Raw genomic sequence first — 14,928 nt, forward strand, 5'->3', positions numbered from 1 at the left:
AGTCACGACTCAGGGTGACCCTGTACCGTTTTCGAGGTGATTCTCGCCCAGAGCACGGTCAACACGATGTCGCTGCTGCCGTCATGGCTGGACCCGAACGTCCTGCTCGACGGTGTCGCCGGTCCCGCGGTCGCGGTGCTGTGCCTTGTCATCTTCATCGAGAGCAGCATCTTCCCGGTGCTCCCCGGTGACTCCCTGCTCTTCACGGCGGGCCTCCTCATCGCGGGCGGCAAGCTGTACCCCCTGTGGCTGACCTGCGTGCTGGTGACCGTTTCCGCACTGCTGGGCAACGTGACGGGCTACTACATCGGCTACTTCGCCGGACCGAAGCTGTTCAACCGCCCGGACTCGAAGTTCTTCAAGCGGGAACACGTGGACAAGACGCACGCGTTCCTGGAGAAGCACGGCCCGAAGGCGGTCGTCCTGGCCCGGTTCGTGCCGTTCGTCCGCACGTTCATCACCTGGATCGCGGGCATCGGCCGGATGAGCCCCAAGACGTACTTCACGTACACGGTGATCGGCGGCATCCTGTGGGCCGCGGGCATCACGGTCCTCGGCTACCTCCTCGGCGACATCCCCTTCATCGGCAAGAACATCGACGCGATCTTCGTCCTGATCGTGCTGATCTCGGTCGTGCCGATCGTGATCGAGTACCTGAAGGCGCGGCGCGAGAAGAAGGCCGTTGCGGAGACCGATCCCGAGGTCACGCAGCGGATTCCCCGCGTCCGGGACTAAGCGGCGACACCCGGGCTGTCGGTCGGCAGCCCCAGCGCTTCGGCCACGGCCAGGAGGCGCATGTCGTAGGTGACGAAGGACGTGAGCTGCCTGCCGAACACCGCGTGTGCGGTGGCGAGGTGGATGGCGTCCGACGACCGGAGGTCCGGCGACGGGTAGGCGGCGGCGGTCCGGCGCACCACTTCGTCGATCTCGTACTTGGCGACCCGTGCCAGCACCGCGGGAACGTCGGTGAGCAATCCGGGATCGCTGCGCAGGAGAGCCCTCGATACTTCGACCTCGGCCAACGTCGAGGTGACGAGCATGGTGCCCTGCCGTTCGTCGAGCCAGTCGACCAGGGCCGCGCTCTCGGCCTCGTGCCGGATCAGCTTCACCAGCGCGGCGGTGTCCAGGTAGATCATCAGTACCGTTCGTCGTCACGCAGCTCGCGAACCAGCTCCCCGGCTTCGAGGTCGGTCCGGACGGGTCCGTGCGGGCGCGGCATCGGCCCGGTCACCGAGGCCGGGTGCAGCTTTCCCGAAGCGATCAACGCCGAGACCGGACTCGGCTGCGCAGGAACGATACGGGCGATCACCGTGCCGCGTTCGGTGATCTCGACGTCCTCGCCGGCCTTGACCCTGGCCAGCACACCGGCGGTGTCCTGGTTCAGCTCACGCACAGCTACCCGGTTCATGAAACCAATGTAGTACACGGTCGTAGTACAACCTAGGTCATCGAGAACATCGAGCCCGGGTTGAACAGGTTCTCCGGGTCGAGCGCACGCTTGATCTCCTGGTGCACCCGCAGACCCACCGGCCCGATCTCCCGGGCCAGCCACTCGCGCTTGATCTTGCCGACGCCGTGCTCGCCCGTCACCGTCCCGCCGAGCGACAGGCCCACCTCGAGGATCTCGTCGAACGCCCGTTGCGCCCGCTCGAACTCCGAGGGGTCGTCCGGCTGGTACACGATCGTCGGGTGCATGTTGCCGTCGCCGGCGTGGCCGACCACCGCGATGCGCAGCCCCACCTCGGAGCTGATCTTCTCGCAGCCGCGGATCAGCTCCGCGATGCGCGTCCGCGGCACGCACACGTCGTCGGTCAGCCACAGCCCGTACGTCTCCAGCGCCGTCAGGACCACCCGGCGGGCCTGGAGCAGCATCCGGCCTTCCTCGAGGTCCTCCGTCGTGTACGCCAGGTCCGCTCCGCAGTCGACGCAGATCTGCTCCAACGCCGCCAGCTCGCGGCGGGCCACCTCACCGCCCGCGTCCGACTGGCCCAGCAGCAGGGCCTGGCAGTCCGACCCCGCCCCCAGGTCCGTCTTCAGGTACGCCTCCGACGCCTTGATCGACGACGCGTCCATGATCTCCAGCAGCGACGGCACGAGCCCTTCGCGCACCACCCGCGCGACGGCCTCCCCGGCCGCTTCGGTCGTGCTGAAGCCCGCCACCAGCGTGGCCGGGGCCTGGGGCAGGGGCTTGAGCTGGACCGTCGCCTGCGTGATCACGCCGAGCGTGCCCTCGCTGCCGACGAACAGCCGCGCCAGGTCGTAGCCCGCGACGCCCTTCACCGTGCGGCGGCCGGTCTTCAGCAGTGATCCGTCGGCCAGGACCACCTCCAGGCCGAGCACCGAGTCCGTCGTCACGCCGTACTTCACGCAGCAGAGGCCGCCCGCGTTGGTCGACAGGTTGCCGCCGATCGTGCACCAGTCGTAGCTCGACGGGTCCGGCGGGTAGAACAGCCCGTGCTTCTCCACGGCGTTGCGGAAGTCCAGGTTGACCACGCCCGGCTGGACGACCGCCAGCCGGTTGCCCGCGTCGATCTCGACGATCTCGTTCAGCTTGGTCAGCGACAGCGTGACGCAGCCGTCGATGGCGTTCGCGGCGCCGGACAGCCCGCTGCCCGCCCCGCGCGGGACGATCGGCACCTTCGCCTCGGCGCACGCCTTCACCACCGCCTGCACCTGCTCGGTGTTCGCGGGCAGCACCACGGCGAGCGGCGTGCCCGACGGCGCCAGCGGCATCATGTCGCGCGCGTAGGACGCGGTGACGTCGGAGTCGGTGAGCACGGCGCTCTTGCCGAGCAGGTCGCGGAGCCGGGTGACCAAAGCTTCGTTGCTCATGGCCTCATCGTAAGCCCGGACAGTCCGCAGTGCGGAAATCTTCTTTCGAAACCAGCCGTAACGGAGCAGTCAGCGGACCAGCCCCAGCAGCTTGTCGACGTGCACCGTCAGCAGCACGCGCTGGTCGGTGACCATCGCCTCGCGGTACTCGGCCCAGTCCGGGTGCTCGCCCGCGGCGCGCCGGTAGTAGTCGACCAGCGCTTCCACCGTGTCGTCGTCCGGCGCCGCGGCCGGGGCGGTGAGCGAGGCGCGGCCCTCGGCGACGACGTAGCTCCAGCCGTCCTCGCTGCCCACGTGGAACGTCACCCGCGCGTCGCGGCGCATGTTCTTCGTCTTCGCCCGGGTCTCGGTGATCGACGCGACGAACGTCGCGGCCTCCGGGTCGTACAGGTAGGTGATGGTCGACAGCTGCGGCCGGCCGTCGCGGCGGATGGTCGCCAGGACCCCGTGGCGGCGGGCGGCGAGGAAGTCCTTCAACGCTGTGTCGTCGGTCATACCCCTTCTCAACCCGCCGCGGCCGCCGTTGTTCCGGGAGCAACCCGGAGGAATCTTGCTTGCATACGACAACTAAAGTGTGTTCTGCCACAACACGAGGTACTCCGCTTGCATAACCGCTAGTGAAGGCACATCCTTGCCTGAGGCAACTAGTTGCAGCCGCCAACCAACGCCTTGAAGGATCAGTCATGGCAACGAACACCACCCGGCCCACGGCCGAGCTGGACCTCGCCGACCAGCTCGGGCACGAGCTCGTCCGCTTGGTCCGGCTGGTCAACAAGGCGAAGTCGCAGGTCTCCAAGCAGGGACCGGACGGCATCGAGCGGGCGGCGTACGCGATCCTCTTCACCCTCATCCACGAAGGCCCGCAACGCACCAGCAAGCTCGCCGAGTCGCTCCACTCCGAGATCTCCACGATCAGCAGGCAGTCGAGCTCGCTCGTGCAGCACGGGCTGGTCGAGCGCCAGGCCGACCCGGAAGACGGGCGGGCCTGCCTGCTCGCGCCGACGAGCGAGGGCATGCGGGTGTTCGAAGAGAACCGCAAGCAGCGCAACCAGTGGCTGGCCGAGGTGCTCGGGGACTGGACGGACGGGGACATCCAGACCTTGAACCGCCTCTTCGGCCGGCTCAACACAGGTATCGAGAACCACTCTCCACAGCTGGCCGACGCCCACGCGTCCGCCGGTGCACCGGCCAAGGGGGCCACCGCATGAGCACCACCACCGTCGAACAACCCGTCGCGAAGGAACCACCCCGGCTCAGTCACCGCCAGATCGTCACGATCCTGAGCGGCCTGATGTGCGGCATGTTCCTGGCCGCGCTCGACCAGACGATCGTGGGTACCTCGATCGTCAAGATCGCCAACGACCTGCACGGCTTCGACCTGCAGGCCTGGGCGACCACGGCGTACCTGATCACCTCGACGATCGTCACGCCGATCTACGGCAAGCTCTCCGACATCTACGGCCGCAAGCCGTTCTACCTGACCGCGATCGCCATCTTCGTCGCCGGCTCGCTGGCCTCGACGTTCGCGACGTCGATGTACCAGCTGGCCGCGTTCCGCGCGATCCAGGGCCTGGGTGCCGGCGGCCTGATGTCGCTGGCCATGACCATCCTCGGCGACATCGTGCCGCCGCGGGAGCGGGCCAAGTACCAGGGTTACATCCTGGCCGTCTTCGGCCTCTCCACCGTGCTCGGCCCGGTGCTGGGCGGCTTCTTCGCCGGCATCGACTCGCTGGCCGGCCTGCACGGCTGGCGCTGGGTCTTCCTGATCAACGTCCCGATCGGCGTCGTCGCGCTGTTCGTCGTGGCCAAGGTGCTGAACGTGCCGCACACGCCGCACAAGCACAAGATCGACTGGTGGGGTGCGCTGACGATGATCGTCGCGGTCGTGCCGTTCCTGATCGTGGCCGAGCAGGGCCAGAAGTGGGGCTGGGGCGACCAGAAGGCCATCCTCTGCTACGTCATCGGCGGCGTCGGCGTGATCGCGTTCATCGTGGTCGAGCGGCTGATGAAGGACGCCGCGCTGATCCCGCTGCGGCTGTTCAAGAACTCGACGTTCACCGTGGCCATCATCGGCGGTGTCATCGTCGGTGTCGCGATGTTCGGCGCGATCACCATGATCCCGCAGTTCATGCAGGTCGTGCAGGGCTACACGCCGACCAAGTCCGGTCTGCTGATGCTGCCGCTGATGGCGGGCATCATGCTCAGCTCGATCGTGTCCGGCCGGCTCACCGGGAAGACCGGGCGCTACAAGATCTTCCCGATCATCGGCACCATCCTGATCGCCGGTGGCGCGTTCTTCTTCGCCCAGGTCAAGTACGACTCCGCGCTGTGGCACCCGCTGGTCGCGGCCGCCATCATCGGTCTCGGCCTCGGCCAGTGCATGCAGACGCTGATCATCGCGGTGCAGAACGCCGGCCCGCGCAGCGACATGGGCGTCTCGACCGCGGCGGCGACGTTCTTCCGCCAGATCGGTGGTACCGCCGGTGTCGCGATCTTCCTGACCGTCCTGTTCAACACCCTGCTGCCGAACATCACCAAGGCGTTCGGCGGGCAGCTGCCGGCCGGCGCCGGCGCGGGCATCGGCAACCTGTCGGAGAACACCAGCGGCATCCAGAACCTGCCCGAGGCGATCCGGACCCCGGTGCTGATCGGCTTCACCGAGTCGATCACCACGGTGTTCTACATCGCGGGTGCGGTGGCCCTGCTGGCCACGGTCGTCCTCCTGTTCATGAAGGAGATCCCGCTGACCAACGCGGCCCCGGCCGCGGCGGCCGTGGAAGGCGGCGAGGCGCTGCTCGAAGACCACGCCGACGAGCCCACCGAGATCGTCGAGCCGGTGCGTCCGGTCGACCGCGAACCCGCCCTCGTCGGCGGTGGGAAGCACGCGCTGAGCACCAACGGGCACGGCGACTACCAGGCCGTCTCGGGCGCGCTGCCGATCACGAACTCGCTGTCCGACGCCGAGCTCGACGCGCCGGTCGGCGCGGGTGGCGTGCCGGTGACCGGCCACGTCCGGCGCCAGGACGGCACCCACGTGGCGGGCGCCGCGCTGACCCTGATCGACCAGCGCGGCCGCCAGGTCGCGCGGGCCACCGGGGCCGCCGACGGCAGCTACTCGGTGCCCAGCCAGGGCCCGGGCGCGTACGTGCTCATCGTGTCCGCGCACGGCCACCAGCCGCAGGCCTCCAGCGTCGTGATCAGCAACGGGCCGGCGACGGTCGACGTCACGCTCACCGGGTCCGGCGAGCTGACCGGCACCGTGCGGGCGGCCGCCACCGGCCAGCCGCTGCCGAACGTGACGGTGACGCTGACCGACGGCCGCGGCGAGGTGAACGGCGCGTTCATCACGACCGCGGACGGCACCTACGCGTTCGTCGGGGTCGGCGCCGGGGCGTACACCCTGGTCGCCAGCGGCGCCGGCTACCGGCCCTTCGCGGTGACGCTCACTGTGCCCGACAGCGGCGTGCTGCGCCACGACGTCGAGCTGGCCAGCTCGGTGCTGCTGTCCGGCACCGCGCGGACCGAGGGCGACCGGGTGGTCCCGGACGCGCGGATCACCGTGCTCGACGCCGAAGGCAACGTGGCCGCGGTCGCGCGGACCGACGCCGAAGGCCGGTACCTGGTCAGCGACCTGCCCGCGGGCGCGTACACCGTGGTCGCGAGCGGCTACCCGCCGGCGACCAGCCAGGTGGAGCTGACCGGCGGCGAGGCCGGCCACGACGTCCGGCTGAGCTACGACCAGGCCCTCGACGAGCTGGTCGACCGGTCATGAGCGGTTTGCGCGTGACCTTCCGCACGGCCGAGGGCTGGGCGGTGGAGCACGCGGTGCTCACCGTCACCGACCCGGCCGGGCGGCAGGTCGCCCGGCAGGCGGCCGACGTCCGCGGGGAAGTCGTCACCGACGCGCTCGCGCCGGGTGTGTACACCGCGGTCGTCACGGCGGCCGGGTACACCCCGGTCGCGCGGACGGCCCAGATCGCCTCGGACGGCAGCGGCTCGCTCGGCGACGTCGTGCTGGCCCCGGTCGCCGAGGCGATCGAGCTGCCGCCCGCCGGGCCGTGGGTGATCGACCCGATGCACACGTCGGTGGTCGCGACCGCGCGGCACCTGGGCATCGCGAGCATCAAGGCGCGGTTCCCGGACGTCTCCGGCCGGATCGAGATCGGCCGCCCGGCCGAGCGGTCGTCGGTGCACGCCGAGATCAAGGCGGCGAGCATCGACACCGGCATCCGGATGCGCGACGACCACCTGCGCTCGCCGGACTTCCTCGACGTCGACGTGCACCCGGTGATCACGTTCACCAGCACGGGGCTGCGCCGGCGCGGGCCGGACTCGTGGACGCTGCTGGGCGAGCTGACGCTGCACGGCGAGCGCCGCGAGGTCGAGCTCGAGCTGACCTACGGCGGCTGGGGCCCGGACCCGTGGGGCGGCGTGCGCGTCGCGTTCCACGCCGAGACGACGCTGCACCGGAACGACTTCGCGATCAACTACAGCGCGATGGTCCGCGCCGGTGTGGCGGCGGTCGGCACGACGGTGAAGATCGAGCTGGACGTCGAAGCGGTGCAGGGCGAGACGCTGCCGCAGTTCTGAGCGCCCGGATCGGAGGCCCTCTCACCGCTGGGTGAGGGGGCCTTCACCGTTGGTGAAAGGTGAAACTTCCGGCGAGCTCGATTTGACCGTTAGCCGTGGTCCGTTCACCCGGGCCACGTAGGCTCGCGGGGTGAACGTCGTGAGCATCGAGGCCGCGGGCGTCGGCGTGAGCTGGCTGGACACCGCCGGCCCGCTGCTCGTCTGGGTGATCGTGCTGAGCTTCGTGCTGGTCGAGTGCGCGCTGATCATCGGGCTGTTCCTGCCCGGTGACTCGCTCCTGTTCGGGGCGGGCGTGGTGCTGGCCCAGCACGGTTCGGACGCCAACGCGTGGCTCCTGTCCGGGGCCGCGCTGATCGTCGCGGTCCTGGGCAACCAGATCGGCTACTACATCGGCCGCACGAGCGGCACGAAGCTGATCGCGCGCCGCGACGGCAAGGTCTTGAACCGGCAGGCTCTCGACCGGGCGCAGCGGTTCCTGGACCGCCGGGGGTTCTTCGCGATCGTGGCGGCCCGCTGGATCCCGTGGATCCGCACGCTGGCCCCGCTGATCGCGGGCGCGGCCCGGATGGACCCGCGCCGGTTCATGGCGGCGACGGCCCTGGGCGGGCTGCTGTGGGTGCCGACGCTGGTCCTGCTGGGGTATTACGGCGCGGGGCTGTTGGACGCGCTGCCGTGGCTGAAGACGGCGGCCCTGTGGGCCAGCATCGCGTTCTTCGTGGCCGGGACGGGGTACGGCGTGCTGCGGTACCGCCAGGAGATGCGCCGCCCGGTGGACGAGCGGGACGACGCCCGGGCCTGAGCGTCTAGAGCTGCGGATCGGTCCAGATCTCGAGCTGGATGCCGTCCGGGTCGCGGAACACGATCACCCGGGACCCCTCGAAGGTGCGCGAGGGCGCGACCGGCAGGTAGGACACGCCGAACTCCTGCAGCCGGCTCTCCCACTCCGCCAGCTCGGCCGCCGAATGCACCCGGAACGCCACGTGGTCCAAGCCCGTCCGGCGCTCGTCGAAACCGCGGCGGCCGGTGTCCGCGTGCTGGACCAGGACCACCGAAAACTCGTCGCCGGCGGAGCGCAGCACCACCTTGCGCAGGCCCGTGTCCGGCTCTTCGCGCCGGGTGACCTCCTCGAGGTCGAGGACACGCACGTACCACGGCACGCTGCGGTCCACGTCGGTCACGGTGAGCGCGAGGTGGTGCACGGACATGAGTTTGGCCATGGCTTCCGAAGCCGTCCTTTCTCGTGGCGGCTCCCCAGAGTTGCACAGCGTTCGACCGGCCAAACCGAGGTGACCAAGTTCCCGGTCCGATCGTGATCTCGCCGTCTCCGGCCGTCCCAGCAGGCGGACGGAACCTACCGGCGGTCACACCCGTCTTACGGATGGTGACCGCCGGTGACGCTCATCGGCTGAGCAGCCGCATCCGGTTCTCCGAAAGGATGCGCCTGGTCGTCACCCGCTCGGGGTAGCAGCGGGTGAACATGTTCGTGAAGTGCGTGCCGTAGTGGATGGTTTCGTCGCCGCCGGCCAGGGGGCGGACGGTGACGCCGAACGCCGGTTCGTGGAAGTACGCCAGCGTGTACCGCTCGCGGTCGGCGAGCCGGACCTTGTGCGGCGTCGACAGCAGCCGGCCACCGGTGAGGAACTGCAGGATGTCGCCGGGAAACACGGTGAACACCGCCGGCTCGGGCTCGACGTAGTGCCACGGCTCCACGTCCTGGTACATCCCGGCCGTGCTCTCCTCCGCCAGCCAGTTCCGGCGCCGCGGCTCGCCGGCCACGGGCGGCCGGATGAACAGCCCGCCGACGTCGTCCTGCGCGGCGATCACCAACAGCCCGTAGTCGGTGTGCGCGCCGATCCCGCGTTCGGTGGTCGCCGACCGGGCCGGGAACCGCAGCACGCGCATGTGGTGCCAGCCGTCGCGGGTCAGCCGCGTCAGCCGGTCGATCTCCACGCCCAGCCCGAGCGCGACGAGGCGCAGGAGCTTCTCGCCGATTTCGCCGACCTCCCGGAGGTAGGCCTCCATCGCCGTCCGGTAGCCGTCGTCCGGCCACGGGACCGGTCCGTGGCACGGCCAGCCCTCGGTGACGCGGGTGTCGGTGAGCGGGATGTCCGGGCACACCGTGAAGATCTCGGAGTAGTCGGCCTCGCCCGCGGTCACTTCCTCACCGGAGGCGATGTAGCCGCTGTAGGTCAGGTCGCTGACGAACTTCGCTTTTTCCGGCAGGGATCTCGCGAAGAACCGCCGGCTTTCGGCGAGCGCTTCGCCGGTGATGCGGGCCTGCCCGGCCGTGGCGGCGACCTGGAAGATCCCGTCTTCCTCCCAGGTCCGGACCAATTGCCTGCCCAGTATCCGATCAACCGTCGCCCCGCTCACGGATTCGGGCAGCTCGAACGTACGCATTGTTGTTCACCTTTCGCGCGGTGTGGGAACGCTCACCACACGAAAGCTGCGAAATGCCGGTTCACAAGGATCAGCGGCCGCCGCCGACGTCCAGCACCGCACCCGTCGTGAACGACGACGCCTCCGAGAGCAGGAACAGCACCGCTTCCGCGATTTCCGCGGGCTGCCCCGCCCGGCCCAGCGGAATCTGCGGTGCGTACTTCGCCATCCGGTCGGGCAGGCCCGCCGCCGCGTGCAGGCCGGTGTGGATCATGCCCGGCCGGACGGCGTTCACCCGGATCCCGTCCGCCGCGACCTCCTGGGCCAGGCCGAAGGTCAGCGTGTCCACAGCCGCCTTCGACGCGGCGTAGTGCACCCACTCCCCGGCCGAGCCGGTGCGGGCCGCCGTCGAGGAGATGTTCACGATCGCGCCGCCCGCGCCGCCGTGGCGGGTCGACATCCGCCGGATCGCCTCGCGGCAGCAGAGGAACACCCCGGTCACGTTCACGTCGAGGGTGCGCCGGACGACGTCGACCGCGTAGTCCTCGAGCCGGCCCGGGGTGTTGCCGACGATCGCCGCGTTGTTGACCAGGCCGGTCACCGGGCCCAGCTCCGCCGCCGCGTCGAACAGCGCGCGGACGTCGTCCTCGTCGGAGACGTCCGCGCGAACCGCCAGCGCCTGCCGTCCCGAAGCACGCACCTGCGCGGCGACGGCTTCCGCGGGTTCGGCGTCGCCCGAGTAGTTCACGACGACGTCGTACCCGCGCGCGGCGGCCAGCGTGCAGATGGCCGCGCCGATGCCCCGGCTGCCGCCGGTGACGAGGAGCGTCAAATCGCGAAGTTGGCCAGCGGCAGGTTCTCCAGAACCAGGTCCGCGCGGTCCCGCGTCTGCGAGATGAGGTCGGCGTTGCGCTGGTCGGAACCGAGCGCGCGCTGCCGGGCTTCGACCAGCGAACGGCCGTAGCGGCGGTGGCGCGACACGAGCCGCTCGATGCGCTCGGGCTCGTCCGGCGCGAGGAACCAGGCCTCGGTCAGCAGCGGCCGGATCGCGCTCCACGGGTCGTCCGGGAGCAGGAGGTAGTTGCCCTCGGTGATCACGAGCTGGACCTCCGGCGGGACCGCGACGGCCCCGGCGATGGGCTCCTCGATCTCGCGGCGGAACTCCGGTGCGTACACCGTTTCGCGGCCTTCGGCGAGGCGCCGGATGAGGTGGTAGTAGCCCGCGGCGTCGAACGTGTCCGGAGCGCCCTTGCGCTCGGTGCGGCCCAGCCGGCGCAGCTCGACCTGCGCGAGGTGGAAGCCGTCCATGCCGACCACGGCCGCGCGCGAGCCGAGCGCGTTGGCCAGCGCCCAGGCGAGCGTGGTCTTGCCGGACGCGGGCGAGCCGATGATGCCGAGCACGTTGCGCTGCCCGCGCACGGTCAGCCCCTCGGCCCGGGCCAGCAGGTCGTCGAACGCCGTCATGTCCTGTTCCTTCCTGCGATCGCGGTCGTCCACGACCGCGGTCCCACATGCCGCACCCGTTCGGCGGCCACCTCGTTGGCGAAGCGGATCCAGTTCGTCACCGTCGGTTCGCGCGCCACGGCCACGGCGAGCGCGCCGTGCCAGACGTCGCCCGCCCCTAGTGTGTCCCGCGCTTCCACGGCCGCAACAGGCACCTCACCCGAGCCGCCGTCCGCAGTGGACCAGCGCACCGGCCGCGGCCCCGCGGTGGTGATGACGGTGGGAACGCCGCGCTCGTGCAGGCCGGGCCCGGGCGCGGTGAAGTGCGCGGAGCACGCGGCCACGTCGACCAGCGGCAGCAACTCGTCGAGCACGGGTTTCCAGCTGCCGGCGTCCAGCACGACCGGGGCTCGCGTGCCCCGCGCGACCGCCAGCGCGAGCTCGGGGTAGTGACCGTCCACGAGCACCACGTCCGCCTCCGGAAACGCCGCTTCGACGGGGAAGTCACGCCCTCCGGCGTTGCGGGAGACGACCGTGCGCTCGCCGTCGCGGTCGCGGACGGCGGCCGCGCTGACCGGCGGCGGGTCGGGCAGGCCGGGGGCCAGGTCGATCAGCCGGACGCCGTGGGCTTCGAGGTCGGCGCGGGCGAGCGCCGCCAGCGGGTGCGCACCGAGGACGGTCAGCAGGGTCGCTTCGGCACCGAGCGCGGCCGCCGTCACCGCGGCGTTCGTCGCGGGCCCACCCGCGGCGACGTCCACCCGCAGCGACTGCACCTTCTCGCCCGGCGCCGGAAGCTCCTCGACCCGCTGGACCAGGTCCACCGTGCACAAGCCCGCCAGCAGCACCCTCACTGCAAGCCGGCCACGTGGGTCGCGGCGGCCGCTTCTTCCACTTCACCGTTCTCGTTGAGCCGCAAGGCGCCGGTGAGCAGGCCGACGACCTGGTTCATCGAGTGCGTCTTGGGCGAGACGACCGCGACGCGCTTGCCGAGGCGGTGCACGTGGATGCGGTCGGCGATGTCGAACACGTGCGGCATGTTGTGGCTGATCAGCACGACCGGCAGGCCGCGGTCGCGGATCCGGCCGATCAGGTCGAGCACCTTGCCGGATTCGGCGACACCCAAAGCGGCGGTCGGCTCGTCCATGATCACGGCCTTGGTGCCGAACGCGGCCGCGCGGGCCACCGCGACGCCCTGACGTTGCCCGCCGGAGAGCGTCTCGACGGGCTGGCTGATCGACTTGATGTTGATGCCCAGCTCGTCGAGGATCCGCTGCGCTTCCGACCGCATGGTGCCGGTGTCGAGCTTGCGGAACAGCCCGAGCGGGCCCTTGAGCCGCTTTTCCCGGCCCAGGAACATGTTCGACGCGATGTCGAGCGCCGGCGCGACCGCGAGGTCCTGGTACACCGTCTCGATGCCGTAGTGCCGGGCGTCCAGCGGGGACTTGAAGTGGACGGTCCGTCCGTCCACTTTGATCTCACCCTCGTCCGGGACCACCGCGCCGGACAGGGCTTTGATGAGCGACGACTTCCCGGCGCCGTTGTCGCCGACCACGGCGAGCACCTCGCCGGGCAGGAGGTCGAAGTCGGCGCCGTCGATGGCGGTCACCCGGCCGTAGCGCTTGACCAGGCCGCGGGCCTGGAGGATCGGTTCGGTCATGACTGCTGCTGCCTCCGCGCGATCCGGTCCACCACGACGGCGGCGATGAGCAGGGCGCCGGTGGCGAGGTCCTGGTAGTTGCCGTCCACGTTCATCTGCGTCAGCCCGGACCGCAGCACGGCCACGACCAGGGCGCCCATCAGCGTCCCGAGCACCGAGCCGCGACCGCCGAAGAGGCTCGTCCCGCCGAGGACGACGGCGGTGATCGAGTCGAGGTTGCCGAGCTGGAACTGGTTCGGGTCCGCGTTCGGCGTCCGGCCGAGCGCCTGCCAGGCGGCGATGCCGAAGGTCAGCCCGGCCACGATGTACACCGACAGCACCGTGCGGTTGACCTTGATGCCGGACAGCCGCGCGGACTCCGGCGCGTTGCCGACCGCGTAGACGTGCTTGCCCCACGCGGTTTTCGTCAGCGCGTACCAGACGACGAGGTACATCAGCAGCGCCAGCGTCATGCCGTAGGTGATCGGGATGCCGCCGAAGAGGTAGCGCTTGGTGCCGAGCCACTGCAGCAGCCCGTCGGTCACCGGCACGGCCTGGCCGCCGGCGATCAGCTTCGACACCGCGGTCAGCATGGTGAACGTGCCCAGCGTGATGATGAACGCCGGCAGCTTGATCCGGGTCGCGAGCCCGCCGATGAAGATGCCGACGATGATCGTCAGGACGACACCGGCGAGCAGCGCGACGAAGCCGTTCGTGCCGGCCGCGGCGAGCTTCGCCATGATCAGCGTCGCGACGACCATCGAGGCCGCGTTGGACAGGTCGATGCCCGCGATGAGGATGACGAGCGTCTGGCCCAGCGCGAGCGTCCCGACGACCAGGGACTGCTGGACCACGGTGGACAGGTTGTCGAGGTCGAAGAACGTGTCCGTGGCCAGGGAGAACACCACGATCGCGACGACCAGCGCGAGCGCCGGGCCGACCGCGGGCGCGCGGAGGAGGAAGTCGCCGAGCGACTCACGCTCCCTTGTGGACACTGTCGCCGTGGTCATTTGTTGCCTCCCCAGCAGTTCTGCAGGCCCCAGGCGGAGTCGTGGCTTTCGATGCCGGGCAGCGGCTTGTCGGTGATCACGGCGGACCCGGTGTTCACGAACCCGGACGGCTTCTTGCCGGTCTTCGCGTATTCGACGGCGGCGAGCACCCCCTGCTCGGCCATCTTCTTCGGGAACTGCATGACGGTGGCGGCGAACTGGCCGTCCTTGACGTTCTGGACGCCTTCGCAGCCGCCGTCGATCGAGCCCATGACGATCTGCCCGGTGAGGCCGCGCGCCTTCAGGGCCGCGTACGCGCCGCGGCCCATCGGCTCGTTCATCGAGTAGACGGCGTTGATGTCGGTGCTGCGCTGCAGCAGGTTCTCCATGCCCTGCTGGGCCAGGCTCTGGTCGCCGTTGGCCGCGGTGTGGCCCTTGATTTCGGGCGAGCCGTCGGTCAGCCCGATGCCCTTGAGGAACCCGCCGTGGCGCTGGGTGTCGACCGTGCTGCCCGCCGTGCCGTCGACCATCAGCAGCTTGGGCGGGACGCCGGCCAGCGCGGCCTTGACGTAGGCGCCCTGCTGTTCGCCGGCCGCGAAGTTGTCGGTGGCGAAGGTGGCGTCGACCGCGTCGGCCGGTTCGGTGGCGGTGTCGAGGGCGATGACCAGGACCCCGGCGTCGCGGGCGTCCTTGATCGCCTTGAGCACGCCGGTGGACGAGCTCGGCGTGATGAGGATCGTGTTCGCGCCCTGCTGGCGGAGGTTCTCGATGGCGCGGACCTGACCGTCGTTGTCACCGTCGAACTGGCCGGCGAGCGCGCTGAAGTCGGCGCCGTTGGCCTGCGCGGCCGCTCTGGCGGCGTTGCGGAGTTCCACGAAGTAGGGGTTGGTGTCGGTCTTGGTCACCAGGCCGACCTTCGCCTTGCCGCTCCCGCCCGTGTTGGTGTTGCCACCCCAGTGGCGCTCGACCGTGCACCCGGTCGTCGCGGCGAGGACGGCGGCCAGCGTGAGCGCGGCGAGACTTCGCTGTCTCATGGATTCCAGCCTTTGTTCGTGTCGA

At 70.2% G+C, this 14,928-nt stretch carries 17 protein-coding genes; 5 read left to right on the forward strand and 12 right to left on the reverse strand.

The window, feature by feature from the left end; all coding sequences use genetic code 11:
• Positions 1 to 36 precede the first annotated feature (36 nt).
• Positions 37 to 735 carry a VTT domain-containing protein gene (locus H5965_RS11260; RefSeq protein WP_310969540.1) on the forward strand — a complete coding sequence of 233 codons (699 nt, stop codon included), beginning with the start codon at positions 37 to 39 and terminating at the stop codon, positions 733 to 735.
• On the opposite strand, the gene H5965_RS11265 is transcribed toward H5965_RS11260, so the two are convergent.
• The 4 genes from H5965_RS11265 to H5965_RS11280 form a co-directional block, all read right to left on the reverse strand.
• Entirely contained in the window at positions 732 to 1,136 is a 405-nt protein-coding gene (locus H5965_RS11265; protein ID WP_310969541.1) for a type II toxin-antitoxin system VapC family toxin, read from the reverse strand. The two genes, H5965_RS11260 and H5965_RS11265, sit on opposite strands and share 4 nt — an antisense overlap.
• Positions 1,136 to 1,408 (reverse strand): type II toxin-antitoxin system prevent-host-death family antitoxin, encoded by a 273-nt coding sequence (locus tag H5965_RS11270; RefSeq protein WP_310969542.1) that lies wholly within the window; start codon positions 1,406 to 1,408, stop codon positions 1,136 to 1,138. The genes H5965_RS11265 and H5965_RS11270 overlap by 1 nt, the downstream gene beginning before the upstream one ends.
• Before the next feature lie 32 nt (positions 1,409 to 1,440).
• Complete coding sequence (locus H5965_RS11275; protein WP_310969543.1) at positions 1,441 to 2,832, reverse strand: FAD-linked oxidase C-terminal domain-containing protein; 1,392 nt, start codon at positions 2,830 to 2,832, stop codon at positions 1,441 to 1,443.
• A 69-nt stretch (positions 2,833 to 2,901) separates the two neighbouring features.
• Positions 2,902 to 3,327 (reverse strand): PPOX class F420-dependent oxidoreductase, encoded by a 426-nt coding sequence (locus H5965_RS11280; RefSeq protein ID WP_310969544.1) that lies wholly within the window; start codon positions 3,325 to 3,327, stop codon positions 2,902 to 2,904.
• A gap of 188 nt (positions 3,328 to 3,515) precedes the next feature.
• On the opposite strand from H5965_RS11280, the gene H5965_RS11285 reads away from it, so the two are divergent.
• The 4 genes from H5965_RS11285 to H5965_RS11300 all read left to right on the forward strand — a co-directional run bounded on the left by H5965_RS11285 (position 3,516) and on the right by H5965_RS11300 (position 8,221).
• A complete protein-coding gene (locus H5965_RS11285) occupies positions 3,516 to 4,040 on the forward strand; it encodes a MarR family transcriptional regulator (RefSeq protein WP_310969545.1) in 525 nt (174 codons plus the stop codon).
• Positions 4,037 to 6,604 (forward strand): MFS transporter, encoded by a 2,568-nt coding sequence (locus H5965_RS11290; RefSeq protein ID WP_310969546.1) that lies wholly within the window; start codon positions 4,037 to 4,039, stop codon positions 6,602 to 6,604. Before H5965_RS11285 ends, H5965_RS11290 begins: the two co-directional genes overlap by 4 nt.
• Positions 6,601 to 7,422, forward strand: coding sequence for a YceI family protein (locus tag H5965_RS11295; RefSeq protein ID WP_310969547.1), 822 nt, complete (start codon positions 6,601 to 6,603; stop codon positions 7,420 to 7,422). Before H5965_RS11290 ends, H5965_RS11295 begins: the two co-directional genes overlap by 4 nt.
• A gap of 130 nt (positions 7,423 to 7,552) precedes the next feature.
• The gene (locus H5965_RS11300) at positions 7,553 to 8,221 is read left to right on the forward strand and encodes a DedA family protein (protein WP_310969548.1); all 669 of its coding nucleotides are present in this window, start codon (positions 7,553 to 7,555) and stop codon (positions 8,219 to 8,221) included.
• 4 nt (positions 8,222 to 8,225) lie between these two features.
• On the opposite strand, the gene H5965_RS11305 is transcribed toward H5965_RS11300, so the two are convergent.
• The 8 genes from H5965_RS11305 to H5965_RS11340 form a co-directional block, all read right to left on the reverse strand.
• Entirely contained in the window at positions 8,226 to 8,639 is a 414-nt protein-coding gene (locus H5965_RS11305; protein WP_310969549.1) for a VOC family protein, read from the reverse strand.
• A gap of 181 nt (positions 8,640 to 8,820) precedes the next feature.
• Complete coding sequence (locus H5965_RS11310; RefSeq protein ID WP_310969550.1) at positions 8,821 to 9,822, reverse strand: 2OG-Fe(II) oxygenase family protein; 1,002 nt, start codon at positions 9,820 to 9,822, stop codon at positions 8,821 to 8,823.
• 70 nt (positions 9,823 to 9,892) lie between these two features.
• The gene (locus H5965_RS11315) at positions 9,893 to 10,633 is read right to left on the reverse strand and encodes an SDR family oxidoreductase (RefSeq protein WP_310969551.1); all 741 of its coding nucleotides are present in this window, start codon (positions 10,631 to 10,633) and stop codon (positions 9,893 to 9,895) included.
• Positions 10,630 to 11,265, reverse strand: coding sequence for a nucleoside/nucleotide kinase family protein (locus tag H5965_RS11320; RefSeq protein ID WP_013230842.1), 636 nt, complete (start codon positions 11,263 to 11,265; stop codon positions 10,630 to 10,632). Before H5965_RS11320 ends, H5965_RS11315 begins: the two co-directional genes overlap by 4 nt.
• Positions 11,262 to 12,089 (reverse strand): PfkB family carbohydrate kinase, encoded by an 828-nt coding sequence (locus H5965_RS11325; RefSeq protein WP_396136892.1) that lies wholly within the window; start codon positions 12,087 to 12,089, stop codon positions 11,262 to 11,264. The genes H5965_RS11320 and H5965_RS11325 overlap by 4 nt, the downstream gene beginning before the upstream one ends.
• A gap of 2 nt (positions 12,090 to 12,091) precedes the next feature.
• Positions 12,092 to 12,901 (reverse strand): ATP-binding cassette domain-containing protein, encoded by an 810-nt coding sequence (locus H5965_RS11330; RefSeq protein WP_310969553.1) that lies wholly within the window; start codon positions 12,899 to 12,901, stop codon positions 12,092 to 12,094.
• The gene (locus tag H5965_RS11335) at positions 12,898 to 13,890 is read right to left on the reverse strand and encodes an ABC transporter permease (protein ID WP_310969554.1); all 993 of its coding nucleotides are present in this window, start codon (positions 13,888 to 13,890) and stop codon (positions 12,898 to 12,900) included. Before H5965_RS11335 ends, H5965_RS11330 begins: the two co-directional genes overlap by 4 nt.
• Positions 13,887 to 14,903, reverse strand: a complete 1,017-nt coding sequence (locus H5965_RS11340) for a substrate-binding domain-containing protein (protein ID WP_310969555.1) — start codon at positions 14,901 to 14,903, stop codon at positions 13,887 to 13,889. Before H5965_RS11340 ends, H5965_RS11335 begins: the two co-directional genes overlap by 4 nt.
• Positions 14,904 to 14,928: the final 25 nt, after the last annotated feature.

Origin of the sequence: Amycolatopsis sp. 505, from assembly GCF_031625235.1 — a bacterium.
Classification (GTDB): Bacteria; Actinomycetota; Actinomycetes; order Mycobacteriales; family Pseudonocardiaceae; genus Amycolatopsis.